A 23,455-nucleotide genomic window follows, 5' to 3' on the forward strand; every position below is an offset into this window, starting at 1 on the left:
TTATTTATCGTATGCTTTTACAGCTTCTTCAACATCATCATAAAGACCTAAAGCAGCAAGAGCACCAACTTTTCCTTGTTCACCTGTAACAGCGATTAATGGTATGTTTAATTCTTTTGCAAGTGATTCTGCAGTTTTGACATCCATCATTCCAGATTTTGTAGCTATTGAATATTCTCTTAATTTTTCAGGAATATCTAAACCTCCTAAAATAGCAATTGCTGTTTTATCGGATAAAGTGTCTCTTTTAAGAATTTCAATAACTCTGTTTATTAGCTCTTCTTTTTTAGATTCTTCAACAGCGAATGTTAACGCTATAGATACGCAATTTTGAGTTTTATGCGGATTATGTGGGTATAATTGGACAATAATATGATCTAAGTATTCAAAACCTTCATTTTTAAGTTCAACACCTAAATTATGAGCCATTGTCCAAGTAGCTCCAGCATCTTTAACATCTGTATCATCAATACCAATTACTACTTTTTCAAGTTTTGGAGTAACAACTGTAGCTTTTCCAGCTTTTGAACCTCCTCCAACTTGAATAAGTTCAATGTATTTAACGCCTTCTCCCATTCCTCTGCACATTCCAGCTCCAACACCAGCACCAGCAAGTCCACTATGGGTTATTTTAACTTCATCACCATCAACAACAATTTCATCAATTCCTGCTGCATTAAAACTTGCTTTAAGATCTAATGGTGCTTTACCGACATGACATTTATAGACATGTTTGTTACCGTCACGATAAGCTGAATCAATTAACTCAGAATTGTTTCTGTATTGATTTAACAACCAATGGGAACCGGAAATACATGGGTGATATTCAACGAGTTCTACTTTATCTCCTTCTACCATTGTTAGAACTTTTTGGTATGGTGCAATCCACGGATCGTTAAATTTTTCTCGTAATTCATTAGGTTTTAATATTTCCATGTGATCATCTATTCGTCTAATTCACTTAATCTATCACACATTTTAATAGCTGCTTCAACTGCACTTTTTGCATTTTTAACACGTCTGTGAGCATCTAATCTGGTCATTCCAGGACCAGTAATACCAAGTGCTACTGGAGTATCATATTCTAATGCTAAGTCAGCAATTTTACGAGAAGCATGTTGTGCTACAATTTGATCATGATCGGTTGCACCTTCGATTACAGCACCTAATGTAACAATTGCATCATATTTGTCTGATTTTAATAATTTTTTAATTACAAGAGGCATATCGAATACGCCAGGAACAGCGACTACTTTTGTAATTTCGCATCCTCTGTTTTTTGCTTCTGCTTTTGCGAGTTCTAACATCATTTGTGTAATATCATAATTAAATTCTGCAACTACTGCTGCAATTTCATATTTTACCATTTTATCTAACCTCTATATTTTTTTACATACTTCCACTAAATAATGTGAGAAGGAATCCAGCAACACCACTTATTACCATAATAAATATAATAAAAAGTGCTGCAAATTGTATTTTTGTTAATTTTTTAAAATTCATGCAATCTATCTCCATTTTATAAATTATTTTTAACTTCCTCAGCTAGTTCCATAGTGGTCGCAGAACCACCTAAATCGCAAGTTAAAATATTAGCATTATTAAGTACTTTTAATATTGCATTATCAAATTTATCAGCCGCTTCATTTTCACCAAGATATCTAAGCATCATTATAGCTGAGAGCATCATAGCTAGTGGATTGGCTTTTCCTTGACCTGCAATGTCTGGTGCTGAACCATGAACAGGCTCAAATAATGCTGCATTCTTACCAATATTAGCAGATGGTATTAAACCAAGTCCTCCAACAAGACCAGCACCTTCGTCAGAAAGTATGTCTCCAAAAAGATTTGTGGTCACGATCACATCAAAGCTTTCTGGCTTTGTAATAAGATACATTGCGGTTGCATCAACGTAATAATCCTCAGTTGCAATTTCAGGATATCTTTTAGCAACTTCATAGAATACATCTTTGAATAATCCATCACTTTTTTTTAATACATTAGCTTTGTGAACACCAGTTACTTTACTTTTATTATTTTCTTTTGCATATTTAAATGCATAGTCAATAATACGTTCCTCTGCTTCACGTGTAATAATACGTCTAGCTACAGCACCTTCTTCAGTATAATCTTCTTCACCGGCTATGTATAATCCTTCGGTATTTTCACGTACTATCATGAAATCTATATTCTCAGATAAGGAATTAGTGTTTGGATATGATTTTACCGGTCTTAAGTTAGCAAACATTTCCATTTCTTGGCGTATTTTAACAATTACGTCTGCTGCGGTTTCACCTGCTGCACCAAATAAACAAGCATCAGATTTTCTAATAATTTCTAATGTTTCATCAGGTAATGCAGTACCATTTTTTTCAAGACATTCATCACCTGCTTCTGCATAAATATACTCAAAGTTAATGTTTAAAGCATCTAAAACATATATTGCTGCTTCCATCACTTCATTACCTATGCCATCACCTGGAATAACAGCAATTTGATATTTATCTTTTGTTTTTGAGGTATTCAATTAAACCACCTTGTTCTAATATTTCTAACATGAATGGAGGTAATTTTTTAAATGTGATTATTTCGCCATTCTGAGATTTTATAGTTGCTTTATCTAGGTCTATTTCAATTTTTTCTCCATCTTCTATGATTTTACTAATTCCCGGAGCTTCTAATAGTGGGATTCCAACATTTGTAGCGTTTCTATAAAATATTCTCGCAAAAGATTCAGCAATGATAGCTGAAACTCCTGCACCTTTAAGTGCTATTGGAGCATGTTCTCTTGAAGAACCGCATCCAAAGTTTGTTCCCGCAACAATAAAATCGCCTTTTTTACATTTTTTGTTAAATTCAGAATCTAAACCTTCCATACAATGTTTGGATAATCTTTCTTCATCAGTATAAATTAAGTATCTTCCTGGAATGATAATGTCGGTATCAATATCATTTCCGAATTTCCATGCTGTTCCTTTCATATTATTCACCTGGAGCTACAATTTTTCCTTCAATTGCTGAAGCAGCAGCAACAGCCGCAGAGGATAAAAATACTTCTCCATCAGGACTGCCCTGTCTTCCTTTAAAGTTTCTATTGGAAGTGGAAAGACTTACTTCGTCTGGTCCAATAATTCCAGTGTGTCCTCCAAGGCAAGGACCACAACATGGAGCAGATACAAGTGCACCAGATTCAACAAATATTTTAATTAATCCTTCATCTAATGCTTTTAAATATATTTCTCTAGATGCGGGAATAACTAACATTCTAGTGTCTTTAGCTATCTTATTACCTTTCAATATTTTAGCAGCATCTCTTAAGTCACTTAATCTACCATTAGTACAGGAACCTAAGAATACTTGGTCAATTTCTTGGTCTACTTCACTAATTGGCTTTACATTATCTACATTATGAGGACAAGCAATTTGGGGTTCTAAATTGCTTACATCAATGTCAATAAGATTAAGTGAAGGTGAATCCAAATCAGTTTTAAATATTTTATAAGGTTTATTGGAATGTTTTTTAACATAGTCAATTGTTTTTTGGTCAGGTTCTACTAGACCAGTTTTTCCACCCATTTCAATTGCCATATTACATAATACCATTCTATCTGAAATGCTCATATTTGATATGGTTTCACCAGCAAATTCACAGGCTTTGTAAGTTGAACCATCAGCACCCATTTGACCAATAATATATAAAATAACATCTTTTGCATAGACATTTTCTTTTAAATCTCCAGTAATGTTAAATCTATTTGTTTCAGGCACTTTAAGCCATAAATTACCTTCAGCAAATACCATTGCCATATCTGTTGATCCAATACCTGTTGAAAATGCACCTAATGCTCCATGAGTACATGTATGAGAATCTGCACCCACAATTACCTCTCCAGGAACTACATGGCCTTGTTCTGGTAAAATTTGGTGGCAAACTCCAGCATTAACATCATAAAAATTTTCAATATTGTATTTTTTAACAAATTCTCTCATTATTATATGATTATTAGCTGAATCAATAGAATCTGCAGGAACTTGGTGATCAAAAGGAATAATAATTTTTGATGCATCCCAAACATTTTTAGCTCCAATTTTTTCAAAAGATTCTACTGAAAGAGGTCCAGTTAAATCATGTGTCATTGCTACATCGATATTTGCAATAACTATGTCTCCAGCTTCTACATTATCTTTTCCAGAAGCTTTAGCTAATATTTTTTCTGACATTGTTGGCATATTATAATCCTCTTTATTAATGATAAATATATATCTATTATAAAATATATAATGATTGCTTTATTTTTGAAAATTTAATTTTTATATATTTATATAATATGTTTATCAAAATATACAATATGAGTAACTCAATTTTTAAAAGATTTAAGAAAAAGGAAACTCCTGTAATTGAGGAGAAACCTTCTATTTTGGAAGATAGAATTTTTTGGGTTTCAACTTTACAAAAAATTGCTTTTCCAGTATTAAATAATTTGGCAAATGGTTCTCTTAAAAAAAATATGTCTGTTGAATCCATTTCTGCTGATAATTATGAATCTGCTTATTTGGATGCTTTTGTCAGAATATTTAATGGAATTGCACCTTGGTTGGAACTTGGTGTAGATAATTCTGAAGAAGGTAGAATTCGTGAGAAATATATTTATTTGACATTAAAATCTATTTCTAATGCTATTAATCCAAAAAGTAATGATTATATCTTTATTGTAGGACCTAAACAATCTTTAGTTGATGTTGCTTTATTTGCTCAAGGGTTACTTAGAGCTAAAAATCAAATTTGGCTTAACTTACCTATTAATGTTCAAGCTAGAATAATTGAAGATCTTAAAAGTACAAGAATCATAGCTCCTTATGAAAATCATTGGTTATTATATACTTCAATGATTGAAGCTGCTCTTTTAGAATTTACTGGTGAATGTGATAAGGAACGTTTGGTTTATGGTGTTCGTAAGTTTAGAGATGAGTTATATATTGGAGATGCAATGTATGCTAATGGTGAAGATTTTGAGGTAGGTTATTATAATAGCTTATTTATCCATCCTATGCTTAATGATATTTTAATGGTAATGAGAAAATATGGTTTGGAAGATGGTGAATTTTTAGATGTTCAATTAATGAGGTCTTCAAGATTAGCATCACAGCTTGAAAGAGTTATTTCTCCTGAGGGAACTTATCCATTAATTGGAAAATTTTTGTCTTATCGTTGCGGTATTTTTCACGCATTGTCACAAGCTACTTTATTTAAAATATTGCCAAGAAATATTAATCCTGCTCAAGTTAGATCTGCTCTTACAAAAGTTTTAAAAATTCAATTTGAATCTTATAACAATTTTAATTCTAATGGATGGTTAATTATTGGTTTAAATGGTTTACAGGCAGATGTATCTGAAGATACTACTAACACAGGGACTCTTTATTCATGTTGTTCAATCTTTTTACCATTAGGTTTGAAGATAGATGATATGTTTTGGAAATCTCCTTCTGCAGAATGGAGTAGTCTTAAAGCATGGAGCGGTCATCCAATTGAAAGAGATCAATCTATTAATTTTTAGTTTAATTCATATAAGTTCCCGTAATTATATAACTTAATTTCAGAGGGAACTTCTTTTATTATATTTTTTGTATCAAATATTATTGGATTTTTCATACTATTTTTTATTAAATCATAATCTAAATTCTTAAATTCATCATGGTCACAAAGTACTAAAATTAAATCACTATCTTTTATTACTTCATTAAAATTTAAGTAATTAGGATTTTCAATGTGAGGGTCATGAATTAGAATATCATAATCACTACTTAATTTAGATATTATTTCATAAGCAGGACTTTCCCTATCATCATCTGTATTTCCTTTATAAGAAACACCTAAAACAGCTATTTTACCTTTTTTAATAATTTTTTTAACATTTTCACAAACAAAATCTGGCATTGAATTGTTTGTATCTCTTGCTAATTTGATAATTTTTGCAGTTTCGGGAGCTTTTGCGTAAATAAAATATGGATCAATTGCAAGGCAATGTCCTCCAACACCAGGTCCAGGAGAATGAAGGTTAACTCTTGGATGTTTATTTGCCATTTCAATTACATCAAGTGCATTAACACCAATTTTTGCACAAATTTTTGCAAGCTCGTTTGCAAGTGCAATATTCACATCTCTAAATGTGTTTTCCATACATTTTGATAATTCAGCTGTTTTTGCTTCAGTAAGTATTAATTCTCCTTTAACAAATTTACCATAAACTTCACTTGCTTTTTTAGCACATTCTGGTGTAATTCCACCAATAATTCTATTATTATTAACTAATTCATACATTATTTGTCCTGGAAGGACTCTTTCTGGACAGTGTGCAAGATATAAATCTTTTCCAATAGTAAATCCTGCTTCTTCAAATATTGGTTTTATTTGTTCATCAGTTGACATTGGAGCGATTGTAGATTCAATAATGACAGTATTTTCTTCTTCTAAAAATGGTATTATGGAGTGACAGGCATCAATAACGTAAGTTAAATCACAACTATAATTTTCGATAACATATGGTGTTGGTACGGTAATAATAAATGCATCGGCTTTTTGTGGAGTTAAACTAGCTACATATGTTTTTTTTTCTACTGCATTTTTGATTAATTCTCCTATCCCAGGTTCTTCAATGTGAACTATTCCTTTGTTTAAATTATTAATTATTTTTTCAGAAATATCTACTCCGACCACTTTGCAATGACTTTTTGAAAAAAGTGCTGCAGTTGGAAGCCCAATATAACCTTGACCTATTACACATACTTTCATGATGTCAACTCCACATTTTAAATATAAATATAATATTTGTTAAAACTAATATTAAAACATTTAAGTGGTAATATGAAGATTTTAATAACTGGTTCTAATGGAATGTTGGGATATGACTTAAAAGAAGTTTTAAGAAAGAATCATGAATTGATACTTACAACTTCTAAAACATTAGATATAACTGATAAAAAACATACAATTGAGTTTATTTTAGATAAAAAACCAGATATTGTTATTAATGCAGCAGCATACACTGATGTTGATGGATGTGAAGAAAATCAAGATATTGCTTATGCTGTTAATGGAGAAGGCGTTAGGAATTTGGCTCTTGCATGTAATGAAATTGATTGTCCTCTTGTTCATATAAGTACTGATTATATTTTTAATGGAAAAAAAGATAAACCATGGGTTGAAGATGATGGGGTTGGTCCTATAAGTATTTATGGTAAAAGTAAACTTAAAGGGGAAGAGGCGATTATAGAAATACTCGATAAGTATTTTATTGTGAGAACTGCTTGGTTATATGGTATTAATGGTAAAAATTTCCCCAAAACTATGCTTGAACTTGCAAAAGATCACACTGAAATCACTGTTGTTTATGATGAAGTTGGAACACCAACTTATACTTTAGATTTAGCTAATGGTATTTCTAAGTTAATAGAAACAGATTTTTATGGTATTTATCATTTAACTAATTCTGGGAGTTGTTCTTGGTGTGAATTTGCAAGATACATATTTGAGGTAGCTAATATTAATGTTAAAGTAATTCCAGTCACTGCATCTGAATTTGCTCGCCCTGCACCACGTCCTAGTTATTCTGTATTGGAAAATAAAAACTGGATTAATAATGGTTTTAATCCATTTAGAGGTTATAAAGAAGCTATTAAAGAATATATTAAGCGAATTTATGAATAAATTAATATTGTTGTATGTGCAAATTAAGTTCTAATAATCTATTGTACTTTTAGAAGGCATTTAAAAAATTTTTAAATCTAAATAATATATTAGTTATAAAAAATAAAATTAATAGTGATTGTTATGAAGGGTATAGTACTCGCAGGCGGTTCTGGAACTCGTCTTTATCCTATTACAAAGACGATCTCAAAACAATTATTGCCTTTATACGATAAACCAATGATTTATTATCCTATTTCTGTATTAATGTTAGCAGGGATTAAAGATATATTGATTATTTCAACTCCTAGAGATTTACCAATGTATAAAGATCTTTTAGGTGATGGGTCAAGTTTAGGAATTAAATTTTCATATGCTATTCAAGAAAATCCTAATGGGCTTGCAGAAGCATTTATAATTGGGGAAGAATTCATTGGAGATGACAATGTAGTTTTAATTTTAGGAGATAATGTGTTCCATGGTCATAGGTTTACAGAAGTTCTTGAAAGAGCAACTCAGTTAGAGGAAGGTGCAGTGATATTTGGTTATTATACAAATAATCCAGAGGATTTTGGTGTTGTTGAGTTTGATGATGAATGGAATGTACTTTCTGTTGAGGAAAAACCAAAAAATCCTAAATCAAATTATATTGTGCCTGGTTTATATTTTTATGATAATGAAGTCATTGAAATAGCTAAAAATATCAAACCTTCTAGTAGGGGTGAAGTTGAGATTACTTCTATTAATGAGGAGTATTTAAAACGTGGAAAACTTAAAGTTGAGCTCTTAGGGAGAGGTATGGCTTGGCTTGATACTGGAACTCATGAAGGGCTTTTAGAAGCAGCAAACTTTATTGAAACTATTCAAAAAAGACAAGGTTTATATATTGCTTGTCTTGAAGAAATTGCTTATTTAAAGGGATATATCGATGTAAAACAATTGTTGAAGACTGCAGAAGAACTTAAAAAAACTGATTATGGGCAATATTTATTTAATTTAGTTAAAAAGTGATTTTTATGGGAAAGTTTAACTTTATTGAAACTGGTATTGAGGGAATGTTTGTAGTAGAGCCTACTATCTTTGAAGATAATAGGGGCTATTTTATGGAAACATATCAGGAAAAGGATTTTAAAGATGCTGGCTATGATTTGACTTTTGTTCAAGATAATCAATCAAAATCAACAAAAGGAGTTTTAAGAGGTCTTCATCTACAAGTTAAATATCCTCAAGGGAAATTAGTTCGTGTTATCAAAGGAGAAGTATTTGATGTTGGAGTTGATTTAAGAGCTGGTTCTCCTACTTATGGTAAATGGTTTGGAACTATTTTATCTGATGAAAACAAAAAGCAGTTATTTATTCCACCAAAATTTGCTCATGGATTCTTAGTATTATCAGATGAAGCTGAATTTGTATATAAATGTACAGAACTTTATCATGGTGAAGATGAAAGTGGAATTAAATGGGATGATGAAGATATAGCTATTGATTGGCCATTAGATGGAATTGATGAAATAATTTTGTCTGATAAAGATAAAGAATGGTTAAGTTTTAAAGATTCTCAAATTAAATATGAGTGATTATATGTCAAAAATACTTGTTACTGGTGGAGCAGGATTTATCGGAAGTAATTTTATTAGATACATGGTTAATAAATATTCAGATTATGAAATTATAAACTTAGATGCTTTAACATATTGTGGAAACCTTGAAAATTTAAAGGATATAGAAAATAAGGATAATTATTCATTTGTTAAAGGTGACATTAGGGACAAGAATATAGTTGATGATTTGGTTAAACAGTGTGATTACATTATTAATTTTGCGGCTGAAAGTCATGTGGATAGAAGCATAATTGATCCTGAAATTTTTATTAAATCAAATGTCTTGGGAACACAAGTTCTATTAAATGCTGCTAAAGAGTATGGTGTGGAAAAATACATTCAAATTTCAACTGATGAAGTTTATGGTACTCTTGGAGAAGATGGGTATTTTACAGAAAACACATCTTTACAGCCTAATAGTCCTTATTCAGCTTCAAAAGCAGGAGGGGATTTAATAACTCGTGCTTATGGTGAAACATTTGATTTACCAATAAATATTACTCGTTGTTCTAATAATTATGGACCGTATCAATTTCCTGAAAAATTAATTCCATTAATGATTTCAAATGCTTTAGAAGATAAAAAATTACCAGTTTATGGTGATGGTAAAAACATTAGGGATTGGTTACATGTTTATGACCACTGTCAAGCTATTGATTTGGTATTACATGAAGGTAAGTTAGGTGAAGTTTATAATATTGGCGGAAATAATGAAAAAGAAAATATAGAAATCGTTAAACTAATATTGGCTCAGTTAGATAAGGAGGAATCTTTAATTGGATTTGTAACAGATAGATTAGGTCATGATAGACGTTACGCTATTGATTCTAGTAAAATTCAAAATGAATTGGGATGGAGTCCTAAATATACTTTTGAAACGGGGGTTAAAGAAACAATCCAATGGTATTTAGATAATCAAGTGTGGATTGATCAAGTTAAAAGTGGACAATATCAAGATTATTATAATAAAATGTATGGTAATAGGTAAATTTTACATTGGAATTCCATCTCTTCTACTTATTCTTTTTAATTATATTCTTTTTTAGTATATTGTTCATTTTTCTTTTATTTTAAGTGCTTAAAATTGATATTTTTTAATTTTTATAATGGAATTTAGAATATTTAGGATAATTATATATATTATCATAATATTAAATAAATTAGTGAAGTAGATTAATAATTTAAAATATTTGTATGGAGGGATTGTGAAATGTTGGAGCAATATTTACCTTTTGTTGGGTTAATAGTTTTTGGTAATATTGAGAATTTGGTGTTGTCTTCTCAAGGTGTTGTGGCAGGTGTAAATCCTCTTAAATTAGGAATTGCTAGTTTTATTTGTGTTATTTTATGGTTACTTATTGGTACAGTTGCTACTTCAATGTTAATGGATTATGTTTCTTTTATTGATTTTATTGGTGGTTTAGCTATTTTTATTTTAGGTCTACAAGCAATGGTAGAATCTATTAGAGGTGTTTAAATGAAAGAATTAAAACCATTTTTAGCATTGTTAATTTTTGGTAACATTGAAAACTTGATTTTAGCGGCACAAGGTGTTGCAGCACATGTTGATCCAATTATTCTTTCAATTTTAAGTTTAATTGCTGTTGTTTGCTGGCTTTTAATTGGAACTTTTGGTACAAAGATTGCAATGAAATATGCTCGTTATATTAATTTCATTGGAGGTCTTGCTATTTTCATATTGGGTATTCAATCTATGATGGGATCATTACCTGGTATTTTGGCATTTTTCCATTAATTAAATTTTATAGTTTAATATGAATTATTTAAAGCATAAAATATATGGTGTTTTATTTAAGTTATTTAAAAACACCAATATTAAAAAAAACAGAGTTTCCTTTATAATTGATTCAAAAGAGTCGTTTAAAGGCAATTTAAGTTATATTCAAAAAGAATTTGAAAATAGGGGAAACTTTGAATTTCATTATTTTTACAAGGATAAATTTTCTATAGATAGTTTTAGAAAATTGTCTAGTTCTAAGTTTATATTTTTAAATGATAATTTCTTTCCATTAGCTTTTATGGAATTTAATCCTGAGAGTATGGTTGTTCAATTATGGCATGCTCCTGGTGCTTCTAAGAAATTTGGTGGTTCTGTTGATATTAAAAGTAGAGCAATTCTTGAAAAAATTTCTAAAAATACGGATTATTTGATTGTCACATCAGAAAATATTAAAGATTATTACTCTGAAGCTTTCCAAATAGCATTTAATAAAATTAAATCATTGGGTCTTCCTCGTATGGATTATTATTTTGAAAATCATGATGTTGATGCTTTAAAATCAGAATTTCTTAAAAGAAATGGTATTTCATCAAATAAAAAAATAATTCTCTATGCTCCAACATTTAGAAACGAGGAAAAATATAATAATATATTTGATTATCTTGATTTAGAAGAATTCAATGAAAATTTAGGTAATGATTATATTTTAGCTTTAAGACTCCATCCAAAGATTAAGGATTTTTATAAAGGTAATATTTCTGCTAATGGGCAGTATATCGATGTAAGTGATTATGAAAATGAACAGGAATTAATGCTCATGAGTGATTTATTAATAACTGATTATTCATCCATAATGATTGAATATGTAGCATTAAATAAACCAGTAGTATTTTTTACATATGATTTGGATAATTATTTATCTAATGAACGTGGTTTTTATTATGATTTTAAAAAAACAGTACCTGGGACAATTGTTTATAACTCACAAGAATTAGTTGAGGTAATTAAAAATAATAAATTTGATAAAAGTAAAATTTCTGAATTCCTTAAAATTCAATTTGATGTAATTGATGGTAATTCATCTAAAAGAGTTGTTGATTTTCTGTTAAAATAATGGTGGGTATAATGGATAATATTAAAGTCAGTGTTATTGTTCCAGTTTATAATAATTGTGAATATATAGGGGATACACTAGATTCAATAATTAATCAAGATTTTGATGATTTTGAAATAATTGTTATTGATGATGGGTCAACTGATAATAGTTTAAAAATTGTCAAAGATAAGTTATCCTCTTCAACAAGGTCTTATGAGATTATTCATCAAGATAATGCAGGTGTAAGCCAAGCTAGAAATCGTGGAATTGAGAAAGCTAATGGAGATTATTTGGTTTTTGTTGATGCTGATGATTTCATTACTAAAAATCATTTATCAGAATTATATAATGGTGAAACTGACTTTAGTTTAATACAATTGGTTAAAAAGGATGATGATAAGTTATCAATTCCTTATAGTTTTTCAGAAAGTTCAATTTCATGCAATGATTTTATTAAAATGGAATTAAATATGGAGATACCGTTTAATTTCTGTCAATTAATGTATAAAGCAAGTATTATAAAAGAAAATAATATTAAATTTACTCCTAATCTTGTTTATGGTGAAGATACAGAATTTGCACTTAAAGCATTAAGTTTTGGTGATAAAATGTCTATAAGTAATGAAGTAACTTATTACTATATTCAACATGGCCAATCTGCAATTAGGACATCTGAGTTTAGACGTTTTGAGATTGTAGATATTTTTGAGAACTTATCTAAGTACTATCAAAATCAAGGAAAAGGTGATTTAGCTAATTTAATAATTACATCTAGAATTCCAAAAGCTATATTTGGTAATATGAATTATTTTTTCTACAATAATTATGATTTTGATGAAGTAATTTCAAAAATGCACCATTTAGATTTATTCACAAAATTATCTAAATTTGAGGGAAATTCTAAATTTAAATTTAAAATAAAATTATTTTTATTAAGTCCAAAAATTTATTATAAAATATGGAAAAAATTTAAAAATTCAATTGATTAATATGAAAGTTTCAGTTGTAACACCAAATTATAATGGGGAAAAATTTCTAAAAACGTTTTTAAAATCCCTTAGTGAAGATAGCCAATATATTGATGAAGTTATTATTGTAGACAATGGTTCTACTGATGGTAGTTTAGATTATATTAGAAATAATAGTTTTAATTTTCCTATAGTATTGATAGAAAACAAAGAAAATGTTGGATTTTCTCCAGCTGTTAACCAAGGAATTAAAAAAGCTCAAAACAATTTTGTTTTTTCAATTAATAATGATACTGAAATTAAAAAAGGTTCAATTAAATCATTAATAGATACAATTACTTCTAGTGATGATATTTTTTCAGTTCAAGCTAAAATGCTTCAATATAATAATAAAAATTTAATTGATGATGTTGGAGATGAATATAACTTGCTTGCTTGGACTAAAAAAGTAGGTGAAAATCACGAATCTAGTGAATATGTTCAAGTAAAAGAGATATTTTCAAGTTGTGCAGGAGCAGCAATGTATAATAAAACAATTTTGGATGAAATTGGGCTGTTTGATGATAATTTTTTTGCATATATGGAAGATGTAGATTTAGCAATCAGATCTAAAATTAATGGTTATAGGAACTTGTTATGTCCAGAGGCTATTGTTTATCATATTGGTAGTGCAACCTCTGGAAGTAGATATAATGAATTTAAAGTAAAATTAGCTGCACGTAATAATGTATGGGTAGTTTATAAAAATTTTCCTATTCCTTTAAAAATTATAAATTTTATTTTCTTATTTTTAGGTTTTTTAATTAAATATCTATTTTTTTGTAAAAAAGGATTTGGATCTACATATTTGGAAGGTATTCGTGAAGGATTATCCACAAGAAGTAAAATCGATAAAGTTAAATTCAAATCAAAGAATACAAAAAATTATTTTAAAATGGAATTCAAATTAATAATAAACACAATTAAATTTTTAAAAAGATGATTGTATGGACCTGTCAGTTGTAATTGTAAATTATCAAACATTTGAGCTAACAAAAAACACTATCAACTCTATATTTGAAAATAAGTATTCTTTTGACTATGAGGTTTTAGTTGTTGATAATGCTTCTAAAGATGATAGTTTATCTCGTTTAAAGGAATATTTTGGTGATGAAGTATATTTTATTGCATCAAAAGATAATGAGGGTTTTGCAGCTGGAAATAATCAAGCTTTAAGAGTTGCACAGGGCAAATATGTTCTTCTTTTAAATTCGGATACAATTGTTTGGAAAAATACATTGGAAAATATTTATGAGTACATGGAAAAACATACTGATGTTGGAGCTTGTGGATGTAGAGTTCTTTTAGAAAATGGAGAACTGGATAAGGCATGTAAAAGAAGTTTCCCTAATGTTAAAAATTCATTTTTTAGATTATTCCATATTCCAAGCAATAGTGATGATAATGATTATAATTTGGATAATCTCCCTGATGATGAGATTTATGAAATTGATTGTTTAACAGGAGCATTCATGTTCATGAGATCTGATACATTAAAAGAAGTTGGTTTATTAGATGAGACATTTTTCATGTATGGTGAAGATATTGACCTTTGTTTTAGAATTAAAAAAGCAGGTTGGAAGATTATTTATTATGGTCAGTCTAAACTCACTCATTTAAAAGGTGCTAGTAGTAAGAAACAGAAATCTAAGTTAATTTATGAGTTTTATCGTGCAATGTATATTTATTATAAAAAACATCATGCTAATGACTCTTTTTTTGCAGTAAATTTGGTTGTTTATCTTGGAATAACTATCCTATGTGTTTTAAAATTATTTTTAAATTTATTTAAAAAGAAAGATTAAATAATTATTAATTTCAAAATATACTTAATAATAATCTTGGAGTAGTTACATGATTAAAGAGAACCAAAAATTATTAAATTTTACATTAGTTTTAATTGATATTATAGTCATTGGGCTAGCTCTTTTATGTTCTGTATGGTTAAGATTCAAAACTACTCTATTTGGGCCAATAGGAGGGCATTTGGGCTTTTTTAGTTATCTTTTATTTTTTACTTTTGCTGTTATGCCCGTTTATTTAATTCTGTATTTCGCATTTGGTCTTTACAAACCACGTAGAACTTATAAAAATATTTTTTCAGAAGCAACACAGCTTATTAAAGTAAATGTATTGGCATTTATATTATTAGTCTCAATTTTATTTATTATAAATCAGCCTGATTTCTCAAGAATAATGTTAATTTTATTAGCTATTATTGGTGCATTCTTTGGAATTATTGAAAGATTTACTATTAGATCTATTTTGAGGAAAATGCGTATTAATAATAGGAATATTAAGCATATTCTCATTGTTGGAGATAATGATTTGGCATTTAATTTTGCACGTAAAATTCGTGAAAATCCATATTTGGGTTTTGCTGTAAGTGGTTTTTTAGGGCGTTCAAGTCATATAGGTCGTGAAATAGAAGGAAGTAGTGTTATTGGTTCATTTTCAGATATTGATATGATTCTCGATAAAAATAGATTTGATAGAGTTGTTTTAGCTATCCCTTTAGAATATTATTATAAAATTAATGATTTGGTTGAAAGTTGTGAAAGAGTTGGGATTAAAGCAGAGATTATTCCAGATTATATTAGATACTTCCCTGCTCAGCCTTCTGTAGACATGATTGAGGATATACCTATTATCAATATAAGGTATGTTCCGTTAGATGATGAATTTAATAAATTTTTGAAATATTTCTCAGATTATATTATTTCCATAATTGCTATTATTATTACATCTCCGATTATGATACTTACTGCAATAGCAATTAAATTATCTTCTCCAGGACCTATTATATTTAAACAAGAGAGAATAGGATACAATAGTAAACCATTTATGATGTATAAATTCCGTAGTATGAAAGTTCAAGACCCTACTGAAGAAAAATCTGAATGGACAACAAAAGATGATCCAAGAAAAACTAAAGTTGGTAATTTTATAAGGAGAACTAGTATTGATGAATTGCCTCAATTTTTCAATGTATTAAAAGGGGATATGAGTGTTGTGGGGCCTAGACCTGAAAGACCATATTTTGTTGATCAATTTAAAGAAAAGGTTCCAAAATATATGGTTAAACATCAAGTTAAACCAGGATTAACTGGTTGGGCTCAAATTCATGGTTGTCGCGGAGATACTTCTATTAAAAAACGTATAGAATATGATATTGAATATGTAGAGAATTGGCACATGGGTTTAGATTTAGCAATAATGATTAAAACAGCATTAAAGAAAAATCCTAATGCATATTAACTGGTTTTCATATTTTAATATAGTCACATTTAAGAAATATATATTAATAATTTTTTTTAATTTTAATTATATGGATTACATTTCAAATGCTCTCTCTAATAATTTATATACATTCTAATTACAAACTAATAATTAACTTTCAATGAGGGTTTGGTATGCAAGAAGAAATTTTAGAATTATACGAAAAGATTAAAGATCAACTTTCAGAAGATGAATTTGAAGCTGAAATGGCTGAAATTCGTGAAAATAATGCAGATATAAACTTTTTCGATGATTTAGATATTGCACGTATGGTTTTACAAAATCATGGAATCGTAGAAACAATTGCTCAAAAAAAAGAATATGCTGAGCAATTATCTTTAGAGTCTAATGAAAAGGGAATTATTATGAACGAAGAAATTTTAGAAAGATATAATAAAGTTAAGGATAAACTCTCTGAAGAAGAATTTTTAGCTAAAATGAAAGTTCATAAAGAAAATAATGAGCATGCTTCATTTATGAATGATGTTACATTTGCAGACATGGTAGTTGGGGAATTTATCACTGAAGAAGTCGAAACTATTTCTGAATCACCAGAGTTTTCCGATAAGACAATTAGTGATCTTGAAAAAAATAGTAAGGATGTAAATGTTTCCGGTAGGGTAATTTCTATTTCTAATCCAAGATCATTTAAAACACGTAAAGGACAAAGTGGTAAAGTGTGCAATGTTGAGTTAAAGGATAATACTGGCTCTATTAAGACTGTTTTCTGGACTCAAAATATTAAACTTCTCAATAGTGTTAATGAAGGGGATATTATTCAAATTAAAGGTGTGGATATTAAAGAAGGATATTCAGGACTTGAAGCTAACCTAAGACCAAGATCTATCATTGTTCATTTAGAAGATAATCCTTCAAAATTCCCAGAATATAAGGAAGAAATTACTGACATTGCAGATATTAAACCAGAAACTAAAGTTAATATAATTGCAAGAATTATTAGAATTCCAGCAATTAGAACTTATGAAAAGAATGGTAAAGAAGGTAATGTTGCTTCTATTGAACTACAAGATTATTCTGGTAAAATTACTTACACATTATGGAATAAAAATGTTGAACTTATCAATGATTTAGGTCTTGAAGATGGTGATTCTGTCAAAATTATTCAAGCTCAAGCTCGTGAAAGAATTAACAGAGATGGTGAAAGTGAAATCTCCTTGACTCATTGGGATGGAAGAATCATTAAAGGTGATTTCGATGTTCCTGAAGTTAAACAAGAGTTCACACCTATTGGGGATGTATCTGAAGCACAAGATGTTTCTATTAAAGGTATTGTTTCAAGACTCCAAGATGTTAAAACATTTATAAGAAAAACGGATGGTGCTGAAGGAAGATTAAGGAATTTTGATGTTAGAGATGTTACTGGTGAGATAAGAGTAACTTTATGGGGAGATGATACTGCTAAACCAATAAATAAAGGAGATATCATCAAAGTCATTGGTGGAAACGTGAGATATGATGAATATACTCAAAGCCAATATTCAATGAATACTAACTTTAACACTCAAATTACTATTAATCCTGAAAATTTATCTGCTGAAGAATTAGATGAATTAAATGCATTAAGAAATGAATTAAGGCCAACACCAATTGGGGAAATTTACGAAATTGATGATGATGGTATTGAAATTGATGTAATAGGTAGGATTCTTTCAGTAAATGATGTTAATGAATTCCAGAGAGATGATGGGAGTGTTGGTATTGTACGTTCAATAATTTTTGCTGATGAATCTGGTAAAGTTAATTTATCATTATGGAATGAACGTGCTGAAGAAGAATATACTGTTGGTGATGCATATCAAATTGAAAATGCAAGAACTAGGATGGGAATGTATAGTGTAGATTTAAATATTGGTAGTGGAGCTCGTCTTATTAAATTATCTGAGGAAGAAGCTTCTGCAAGATTTATTCCAGAATTATCTACATTAGAAAAAGCATTATATGATTACAAAAAAATTGATGAAATCGATGAAGATGATCAAGATGTTATCATTATCGGTAGAGTAATTGAATTAAATGATATTCATACCTTTGAAAGAGACAATGGTGATACAGGGTCTGTTAGAAATATTGAAATTGCAGATGAAACTGGTTCTATGAGGATTGTTTTATGGAATGATGATGCAAAAAGAGAGTTTGAGATGGGTCAACCAATCAAATTACAAAATCCGCGGTTTGATTTAGATAGGGATAATCGTATTGAAGCTATTGTAAATAGAGGTACAACAATTTTAGAACCTAGTGAACGCGAAATAGAAAGATTACCAACTCAAGAAGAATTGATGGAAGCAATATATGTTCCTAAACCTATTGAAGCATTAACAGAAGATGATGTTAATGTTTGTGTAACTGGTGTGATTAGTGATGTTGAATCAGATAGGGTTATTCGTAAAAGATGTCCTGCATGTGGAAGGGGTGTAGAGGAAAATGAAGATGAATATATTTGTGACAATTGTGGTCATTTATTTGATGAACCTAACTACCTCCTTATGGTTCCTTTGAGAATTGAAGATGATACTGGTTCAATTAAAGTTACCTTCTTTGATAACTTAGCTGAGGAATTAATTGGTAATACTAAAGATGAAATTGTCAGTATTGTTGAAGATGGTTATGGAATTGAAGATAAACTTGAAGATTTAAATGGTCAAACTATTGAAATTATAGCTAATGTTAGTTTCGATGAGTATAGTGAAGAAAATAGGTTAAATCCTAAGAAAATTTTATCAAAATATATTTAAATAAACAAAAGGAATGAGAGTTATGGTTGAATTAAATGATTTACCAGGTGTTGGAGAAAAAACTGCAGAAAAATTAAAAGATGCAGGATTTGCTGACATGATGAGATTAGCAACTGCTACTGCAAAAGAATTATCTGTAAAAGCAGAAATTGGTGAAGGTGTTGCTGAGAAAGTTATTGAAGCAGCACGTAGATCTGAAAACATTGATTTCGAAACTGCATTGGAAGTTGATGAAAGAAGAAAAGATGTTGGCCATATTACTGTTGGTAGTCAAGAATTTAATGATTTAATTGGGGGTGGAATAGAAACTCAATCTATTACTGAAGTATTTGGTGAATTTGGATCTGGTAAAAGCCAAATTTCTCATGAATTGTCTGTAACTGTTCAATTACCTGAAGAATTAGGTGGTCTTGATGGTGAATGTGTATTTGTCGATACTGAAAATACTTTCCGTCCAGAAAGAGTTAGGCAAATTGCAGAAGGTTTTGAATTAGATGTTGAAGAAGTTTTAAGCAAGATTCATGTTGCTCGTGCATTCAATTCTTCTCATCAAATTTTAATGGTTGATAAGATTAATGATTTAATTCAAAAAGGTAACAATGTTAAATTAGTCATTGTTGATTCATTAATGGCACATTTCAGAGCAGAATATGTTGGAAGGGAGTCTTTAGCTGTAAGACAACAAAAATTAAACCAACATTTACATTCACTTCAACAAATTGCTAATACTTATAATGTTGCTGTATTTATTACAAATCAAGTTCAAGCTAAACCAGATTCATTCTTTGGAAGTCCAACAAAAGCTATTGGTGGTCACGTTTTAGGGCATGCATCTACTTACAGGATTTGGCTTAAAAAAGGATTAGCTGGAAAAAGAATTGCACGTTTAGTTGATTCACCTCATTTGCCTGAAGGTGAATGTGTATTTAAAATTACTAGCGAAGGTATTGTTAGTTAATTGTTAATAAATATTATTATTTTTTACTTTTTTTAAATTTTTTTCATTTTTTCCCTATTTATTTTATTTTTCATTAATTTTAAATACAATTAAATTTAATTATTTGTTATGGATGCAATAGCTATTACTATTTTCTCAATTATTATAATGATTGGATTAGGTTATTTTCTTAAGAGAATTGACTTTTTATCTAAGAAAGATATGGATCCGTTTAATAAAATAGTAATGTATGTTTTAATGCCTTGTATGATATTTAATGCAATTTATAATGCAGATTTATCATCACTTCCAGAATTGAGTATATTGCCATTTATTATTCTGATTTCATCAATAATCACAGGAATCATTTCATATTTCATTTTAAAAAGATTACATTTTGATGATAAAAAGATATGGAGTGTATTAGTCACAGTTATGATTGCTAATACTGCTTTTATGGGTTATCCTGTTAATTTGGGTATTTATGGACAAGCTGGTTTTTTGAGAGCAATATTTTGTGATATGGCAACATTATGTATATTTTTATTGTTGTCTTTTATTTTAATTCTAAGATTTGGAGGAACAATTAAAGTAGCTATTAAAAAAATTGCACTTTTCCCACCTTTATGGGCTGTTGTTTTAGGATTAATTTTTAATTTATTACATATTCATATTGCGGATGTTTTTGAATACACTATAAATTATTTAGGTCAAGGAGCAATTCCTTTAATCATGATTACTTTAGGATTATCTATTGATTTTTCAGCTTTATCTAGAAGTAAATCTATGATTATTTTTACTTCAATCATGAAATTAGCATTTTTCCCACTAGTTGCATTTATACTTGTAATTAAATTGGGTTTAGTTGATTTACAATACACTGTTTCAATTATTGAAGCAGCAATGCCTTCTGGAATGTTATCATTGTTACTTGCAATTACTTATGATTTGGATTATGAACTAACATCGGATTGCATATTGATTAACACTGTAATCTCTTTGATTACACTACCTATTATTATTTCATTATTGTAGTTAAAAAATGAATTTTTTCTTAACTATATTTTTTTTATTTTTTTAAATTATCTATATTTTGCCTTTATTTAATTTAAATATAATTTTAAACTTGTTATTTATAAAATACTATGTTTGTTTCATCTACATTATTTTATCATATATAAAGTTTACTCCAAGTAATTTATAGAAATGTTTATAAGTGTGTATTTACTACATTAAATATATCTAATACTATGTAAAATTTTTATAGTCTATTTTTAAAAAATTGCAATTTTTTATATATATTAGATATTTTTCACGACTTGTACAAGGTGAATTATATGGCAGAAGAAAAAAGAGATAATAACGAAGAATTAAGGATTGGAGTTTACGTCTGTCACTGTGGTGTAAACGTTGGTGGAGTTGTAGACTGTCCTGATGTTGCAGAATATGCTAGTTCATTACCAAATGTAGTTTATGCTACTGACTACAAATACATGTGTTCTGACCCAGGTCAAGCTATGATTCAAGAAGACATTAAAGAGAAAAACTTAAACAGAATTGTTGTTGCAGCATGTTCTCCTCGTCTTCACGAACCTACTTTCCGTAGATGTGTAGAAGAAGCTGGATTAAACAAATTTTTATTTGAATTTGCTAACTTAAGAGAACAAGACTCTTGGGTACACATGGACGAACCTGAAGCAGCTACTGCAAAAGCTAAAGATTTAGTACGTATGGCTGTTGCAAAAGCAAGATTACTCGAACCATTAGAAGCTACTAAAGTAGCAGTAGATAACAAAGCATTAGTTATTGGTGGTGGAGTATGTGGTATCCAAACTGCATTAGATTTAGGTGATATGGGATTCAAAACCTACATGGTAGAAAGAAACCCAACCATTGGTGGAAGAATGGGACAATTAGATAAAACTTTCCCTACTCTTGACTGTTCAATGTGTATCTTAGCACCTAAAATGGTAGACTGTGCAAAACACGAAAACATCGAATTAATTTCCTATGCAGAAGTTAAAGAAGTAGACGGATACATCGGAAACTTCACTGTAAAAGTAGAGAAAAAAGCTAGATATGTAGATGAAGATCTCTGTACTGGATGTGGATCTTGTGTAGATGCTTGTCCTATCGAAATACCTAACTACTACGATGAAGGTGTAGGTATGGTAAAAGCTGCATACATCCCATTCCCTCAAGCTGTACCATTATGTGCAACTATTGACAAAGATTATTGTATTGAATGTATGTTATGTACTCAAGTTTGTGGACCTGAAGCAATCGACCACAACCAAGAAGCTACTGAAATTGAATTAGAAGTTGGTACTATCATCGCAGCTATCGGTTACGACCCATTCGACCCATCTGGAATTTACCAATACGGATACGGACGTTACACTAACGTTATTACCGCTATGGAAATTGAAAGGATGATTAACGCATCTGGTCCTACTGGTGGTCACGTAATCAAACCTTCCGATGGTATCGAACCTAAACGTGTTGCATTCATCCACTGTGTAGGTTCAAGAGATGAAACAATTGGTAAACCTTACTGTTCCAGAGTATGTTGTATGTACTCCATGAAAAACGCTCAATTATGTATTGATCACGAACCTGATACTGAAGTTACCTGTTACTACATGGATATTCGTGCATTCGGTAAAGGATATGAAGAGTTCTATAAAACTTCCCAAGAAAAATACGGAATTGAATTTATTAGAGGTAAACCAGCTCAAATCTTCGAAAATGATGACTTAACCTTAACTATCAGAGCAGAAGATACTTTACTTGGTAAAGTAACTGAATACACTTACGATTTAGTTGTATTAAGCGTAGGTCTTGAACACTCTGCAGGATCTGACGAACTCAGACAAACCTTAGGTGTTTCAAAATCTGCAGATGGATTCTACATGGAAGCTCACCCTAAACTCAGACCTGTTGACACCTTAACTGATGGTGTTTACATTGCTGGTGTAGCACAAGGTCCTAAAGATATTCCTGACTCTGTTGCACAAGGTTCAGCTGCAGCATCCAGAGCAGCTATTCCAATGGCACAAGGTGAAGTAGAAATCGAACCTATCATTGCAGCTAACGATGAAGCTATTTGTGGTGCTTGCCAAGTATGTGTTGAATTATGTCCATATGCTGCAATTACTATCGCAACCGGTGTAGGTGGAAAAGAATTTGCACAAATTAACTCCGCATTATGTAAAGGATGTGGTACTTGTGTAGGTGCATGTCCATCTGGTGCAATGAACCAACAACACTTCAAAACCGAGCAAATTATGGCACAAATCAGTGCTGCTCTTGAAGACTTAGGTAAATAGATTTAGAGATTCTATCTCTATT

At 29.7% G+C, this 23,455-nt stretch carries 22 protein-coding genes; 16 read left to right on the top strand and 6 right to left on the bottom strand.

The features are described 5' to 3' along the window. The 5 genes from mmp11 to hacA form a co-directional block, all read right to left on the bottom strand. Entirely contained in the window at window positions 1-936 is a 936-nt protein-coding gene (gene mmp11 / locus ACI389_RS04445; protein WP_439780336.1) for a methanogenesis marker protein 11, read from the bottom strand. 8 nt (window positions 937-944) lie between these two features. After that, window positions 945-1,367 (bottom strand): 6,7-dimethyl-8-ribityllumazine synthase, encoded by a 423-nt coding sequence (gene ribH, locus ACI389_RS04450; protein ID WP_439780337.1) that lies wholly within the window; start codon window positions 1,365-1,367, stop codon window positions 945-947. A 152-nt stretch (window positions 1,368-1,519) separates the two neighbouring features. Next, entirely contained in the window at window positions 1,520-2,527 is a 1,008-nt protein-coding gene (locus ACI389_RS04455) for an isocitrate/isopropylmalate family dehydrogenase (RefSeq protein ID WP_439780338.1), read from the bottom strand. Next, the gene (locus tag ACI389_RS04460) at window positions 2,502-2,981 is read right to left on the bottom strand and encodes a 3-isopropylmalate dehydratase small subunit (protein WP_439780339.1); all 480 of its coding nucleotides are present in this window, start codon (window positions 2,979-2,981) and stop codon (window positions 2,502-2,504) included. The genes ACI389_RS04455 and ACI389_RS04460 overlap by 26 nt, the downstream gene beginning before the upstream one ends. A 1-nt stretch (window position 2,982) precedes the next feature. Further along, a complete protein-coding gene (gene hacA / locus ACI389_RS04465) occupies window positions 2,983-4,230 on the bottom strand; it encodes a homoaconitase large subunit (protein WP_439780340.1) in 1,248 nt (415 codons plus the stop codon). Window positions 4,231-4,328: 98 nt separating this feature from the next. Between hacA and ACI389_RS04470 the strand changes: the two genes are divergently transcribed. Beyond that, a complete protein-coding gene (locus ACI389_RS04470; RefSeq protein WP_439780341.1) occupies window positions 4,329-5,558 on the top strand; it encodes a DUF2264 domain-containing protein in 1,230 nt (409 codons plus the stop codon). Here the strand turns inward: ACI389_RS04470 and ACI389_RS04475 are convergent. Beyond that, window positions 5,555-6,793 carry a nucleotide sugar dehydrogenase gene (locus tag ACI389_RS04475; RefSeq protein WP_439780342.1) on the bottom strand — a complete coding sequence of 413 codons (1,239 nt, stop codon included), beginning with the start codon at window positions 6,791-6,793 and terminating at the stop codon, window positions 5,555-5,557. The genes ACI389_RS04470 and ACI389_RS04475 overlap by 4 nt on opposite strands. A gap of 72 nt (window positions 6,794-6,865) precedes the next feature. Here ACI389_RS04475 and rfbD point away from each other — a divergent pair, with 72 nt between their 5' ends. The 15 genes from rfbD (at window position 6,866) to ACI389_RS04550 (ending at window position 23,433) form a co-directional block, all read left to right on the top strand. Next, a complete protein-coding gene (rfbD, locus tag ACI389_RS04480) occupies window positions 6,866-7,708 on the top strand; it encodes a dTDP-4-dehydrorhamnose reductase (protein ID WP_439780343.1) in 843 nt (280 codons plus the stop codon). 123 nt (window positions 7,709-7,831) lie between these two features. Next, window positions 7,832-8,698 (top strand): glucose-1-phosphate thymidylyltransferase RfbA, encoded by an 867-nt coding sequence (gene rfbA / locus ACI389_RS04485; RefSeq protein WP_439780344.1) that lies wholly within the window; start codon window positions 7,832-7,834, stop codon window positions 8,696-8,698. A gap of 5 nt (window positions 8,699-8,703) precedes the next feature. Then, entirely contained in the window at window positions 8,704-9,264 is a 561-nt protein-coding gene (gene rfbC / locus ACI389_RS04490) for a dTDP-4-dehydrorhamnose 3,5-epimerase (protein ID WP_439780345.1), read from the top strand. Window positions 9,265-9,268: 4 nt separating this feature from the next. After that, window positions 9,269-10,276 carry a dTDP-glucose 4,6-dehydratase gene (gene rfbB / locus ACI389_RS04495; RefSeq protein WP_439780346.1) on the top strand — a complete coding sequence of 336 codons (1,008 nt, stop codon included), beginning with the start codon at window positions 9,269-9,271 and terminating at the stop codon, window positions 10,274-10,276. A gap of 222 nt (window positions 10,277-10,498) precedes the next feature. Further along, window positions 10,499-10,765 carry a hypothetical protein gene (locus tag ACI389_RS04500; RefSeq protein ID WP_439780347.1) on the top strand — a complete coding sequence of 89 codons (267 nt, stop codon included), beginning with the start codon at window positions 10,499-10,501 and terminating at the stop codon, window positions 10,763-10,765. Continuing rightward, window positions 10,766-11,044, top strand: coding sequence for a hypothetical protein (locus tag ACI389_RS04505; RefSeq protein WP_439780348.1), 279 nt, complete (start codon window positions 10,766-10,768; stop codon window positions 11,042-11,044). A 19-nt stretch (window positions 11,045-11,063) separates the two neighbouring features. Then, entirely contained in the window at window positions 11,064-12,143 is a 1,080-nt protein-coding gene (locus tag ACI389_RS04510; RefSeq protein WP_439780349.1) for a CDP-glycerol glycerophosphotransferase family protein, read from the top strand. Between the two features lie 11 nt (window positions 12,144-12,154). Continuing rightward, window positions 12,155-13,114 carry a glycosyltransferase family 2 protein gene (locus ACI389_RS04515; RefSeq protein WP_439780350.1) on the top strand — a complete coding sequence of 320 codons (960 nt, stop codon included), beginning with the start codon at window positions 12,155-12,157 and terminating at the stop codon, window positions 13,112-13,114. Window position 13,115: 1 nt separating this feature from the next. Next, on the top strand, window positions 13,116-14,075 hold the full coding sequence (locus tag ACI389_RS04520; protein WP_439780351.1) for a glycosyltransferase family 2 protein: 960 nt from the start codon (window positions 13,116-13,118) through the stop codon (window positions 14,073-14,075). Between the two features lie 4 nt (window positions 14,076-14,079). Beyond that, entirely contained in the window at window positions 14,080-14,937 is an 858-nt protein-coding gene (locus ACI389_RS04525; RefSeq protein ID WP_439780352.1) for a glycosyltransferase family 2 protein, read from the top strand. A gap of 49 nt (window positions 14,938-14,986) precedes the next feature. Next, complete coding sequence (locus tag ACI389_RS04530) at window positions 14,987-16,390, top strand: undecaprenyl-phosphate glucose phosphotransferase (protein ID WP_439780353.1); 1,404 nt, start codon at window positions 14,987-14,989, stop codon at window positions 16,388-16,390. Between the two features lie 155 nt (window positions 16,391-16,545). Next, entirely contained in the window at window positions 16,546-19,167 is a 2,622-nt protein-coding gene (locus ACI389_RS04535) for an OB-fold nucleic acid binding domain-containing protein (protein WP_439780354.1), read from the top strand. A 22-nt stretch (window positions 19,168-19,189) separates the two neighbouring features. Further along, window positions 19,190-20,125: a DNA repair and recombination protein RadA gene (gene radA / locus ACI389_RS04540; protein WP_439780355.1), complete on the top strand. Its 936-nt coding sequence runs from the start codon at window positions 19,190-19,192 to the stop codon at window positions 20,123-20,125. A 108-nt stretch (window positions 20,126-20,233) separates the two neighbouring features. Then, window positions 20,234-21,139 carry an AEC family transporter gene (locus ACI389_RS04545; protein WP_439780356.1) on the top strand — a complete coding sequence of 302 codons (906 nt, stop codon included), beginning with the start codon at window positions 20,234-20,236 and terminating at the stop codon, window positions 21,137-21,139. A 302-nt stretch (window positions 21,140-21,441) separates the two neighbouring features. Next, window positions 21,442-23,433 carry a 4Fe-4S binding protein gene (locus ACI389_RS04550; RefSeq protein ID WP_439780357.1) on the top strand — a complete coding sequence of 664 codons (1,992 nt, stop codon included), beginning with the start codon at window positions 21,442-21,444 and terminating at the stop codon, window positions 23,431-23,433. Window positions 23,434-23,455 lie beyond the last annotated feature (22 nt).

It is taken from the genome of Methanobrevibacter sp. (genome assembly GCF_051877095.1).
Taxonomy (GTDB): Archaea; Methanobacteriota; Methanobacteria; order Methanobacteriales; family Methanobacteriaceae; genus Methanocatella.

Excerpts from the sequence above, each read along its gene's own strand:
- mmp11 (WP_439780336.1), bottom strand. The coding sequence starts at position 936 with ATGGAAATATTAAAACCTAATGAATTACGAGAAAAATTTAACGATCCG.
- ribH (WP_439780337.1), bottom strand. The coding sequence starts at position 1,367 with ATGGTAAAATATGAAATTGCAGCAGTAGTTGCAGAATTTAATTATGAT.
- ACI389_RS04460 (WP_439780339.1), bottom strand. The coding sequence starts at position 2,981 with ATGAAAGGAACAGCATGGAAATTCGGAAATGATATTGATACCGACATT.
- hacA (WP_439780340.1), bottom strand. The coding sequence starts at position 4,230 with ATGCCAACAATGTCAGAAAAAATATTAGCTAAAGCTTCTGGAAAAGAT.
- ACI389_RS04470 (WP_439780341.1), top strand. The coding sequence starts at position 4,329 with ATGTTTATCAAAATATACAATATGAGTAACTCAATTTTTAAAAGATTT.
- ACI389_RS04475 (WP_439780342.1), bottom strand. The coding sequence starts at position 6,793 with ATGAAAGTATGTGTAATAGGTCAAGGTTATATTGGGCTTCCAACTGCA.
- rfbD (WP_439780343.1), top strand. The coding sequence starts at position 6,866 with ATGAAGATTTTAATAACTGGTTCTAATGGAATGTTGGGATATGACTTA.
- rfbA (WP_439780344.1), top strand. The coding sequence starts at position 7,832 with ATGAAGGGTATAGTACTCGCAGGCGGTTCTGGAACTCGTCTTTATCCT.
- rfbC (WP_439780345.1), top strand. The coding sequence starts at position 8,704 with ATGGGAAAGTTTAACTTTATTGAAACTGGTATTGAGGGAATGTTTGTA.
- rfbB (WP_439780346.1), top strand. The coding sequence starts at position 9,269 with ATGTCAAAAATACTTGTTACTGGTGGAGCAGGATTTATCGGAAGTAAT.
- ACI389_RS04500 (WP_439780347.1), top strand. The coding sequence starts at position 10,499 with ATGTTGGAGCAATATTTACCTTTTGTTGGGTTAATAGTTTTTGGTAAT.
- ACI389_RS04505 (WP_439780348.1), top strand. The coding sequence starts at position 10,766 with ATGAAAGAATTAAAACCATTTTTAGCATTGTTAATTTTTGGTAACATT.
- ACI389_RS04510 (WP_439780349.1), top strand. The coding sequence starts at position 11,064 with ATGAATTATTTAAAGCATAAAATATATGGTGTTTTATTTAAGTTATTT.
- ACI389_RS04515 (WP_439780350.1), top strand. The coding sequence starts at position 12,155 with ATGGATAATATTAAAGTCAGTGTTATTGTTCCAGTTTATAATAATTGT.
- ACI389_RS04520 (WP_439780351.1), top strand. The coding sequence starts at position 13,116 with ATGAAAGTTTCAGTTGTAACACCAAATTATAATGGGGAAAAATTTCTA.
- ACI389_RS04525 (WP_439780352.1), top strand. The coding sequence starts at position 14,080 with ATGGACCTGTCAGTTGTAATTGTAAATTATCAAACATTTGAGCTAACA.
- ACI389_RS04530 (WP_439780353.1), top strand. The coding sequence starts at position 14,987 with ATGATTAAAGAGAACCAAAAATTATTAAATTTTACATTAGTTTTAATT.
- ACI389_RS04535 (WP_439780354.1), top strand. The coding sequence starts at position 16,546 with ATGCAAGAAGAAATTTTAGAATTATACGAAAAGATTAAAGATCAACTT.
- radA (WP_439780355.1), top strand. The coding sequence starts at position 19,190 with ATGGTTGAATTAAATGATTTACCAGGTGTTGGAGAAAAAACTGCAGAA.
- ACI389_RS04545 (WP_439780356.1), top strand. The coding sequence starts at position 20,234 with ATGGATGCAATAGCTATTACTATTTTCTCAATTATTATAATGATTGGA.
- ACI389_RS04550 (WP_439780357.1), top strand. The coding sequence starts at position 21,442 with ATGGCAGAAGAAAAAAGAGATAATAACGAAGAATTAAGGATTGGAGTT.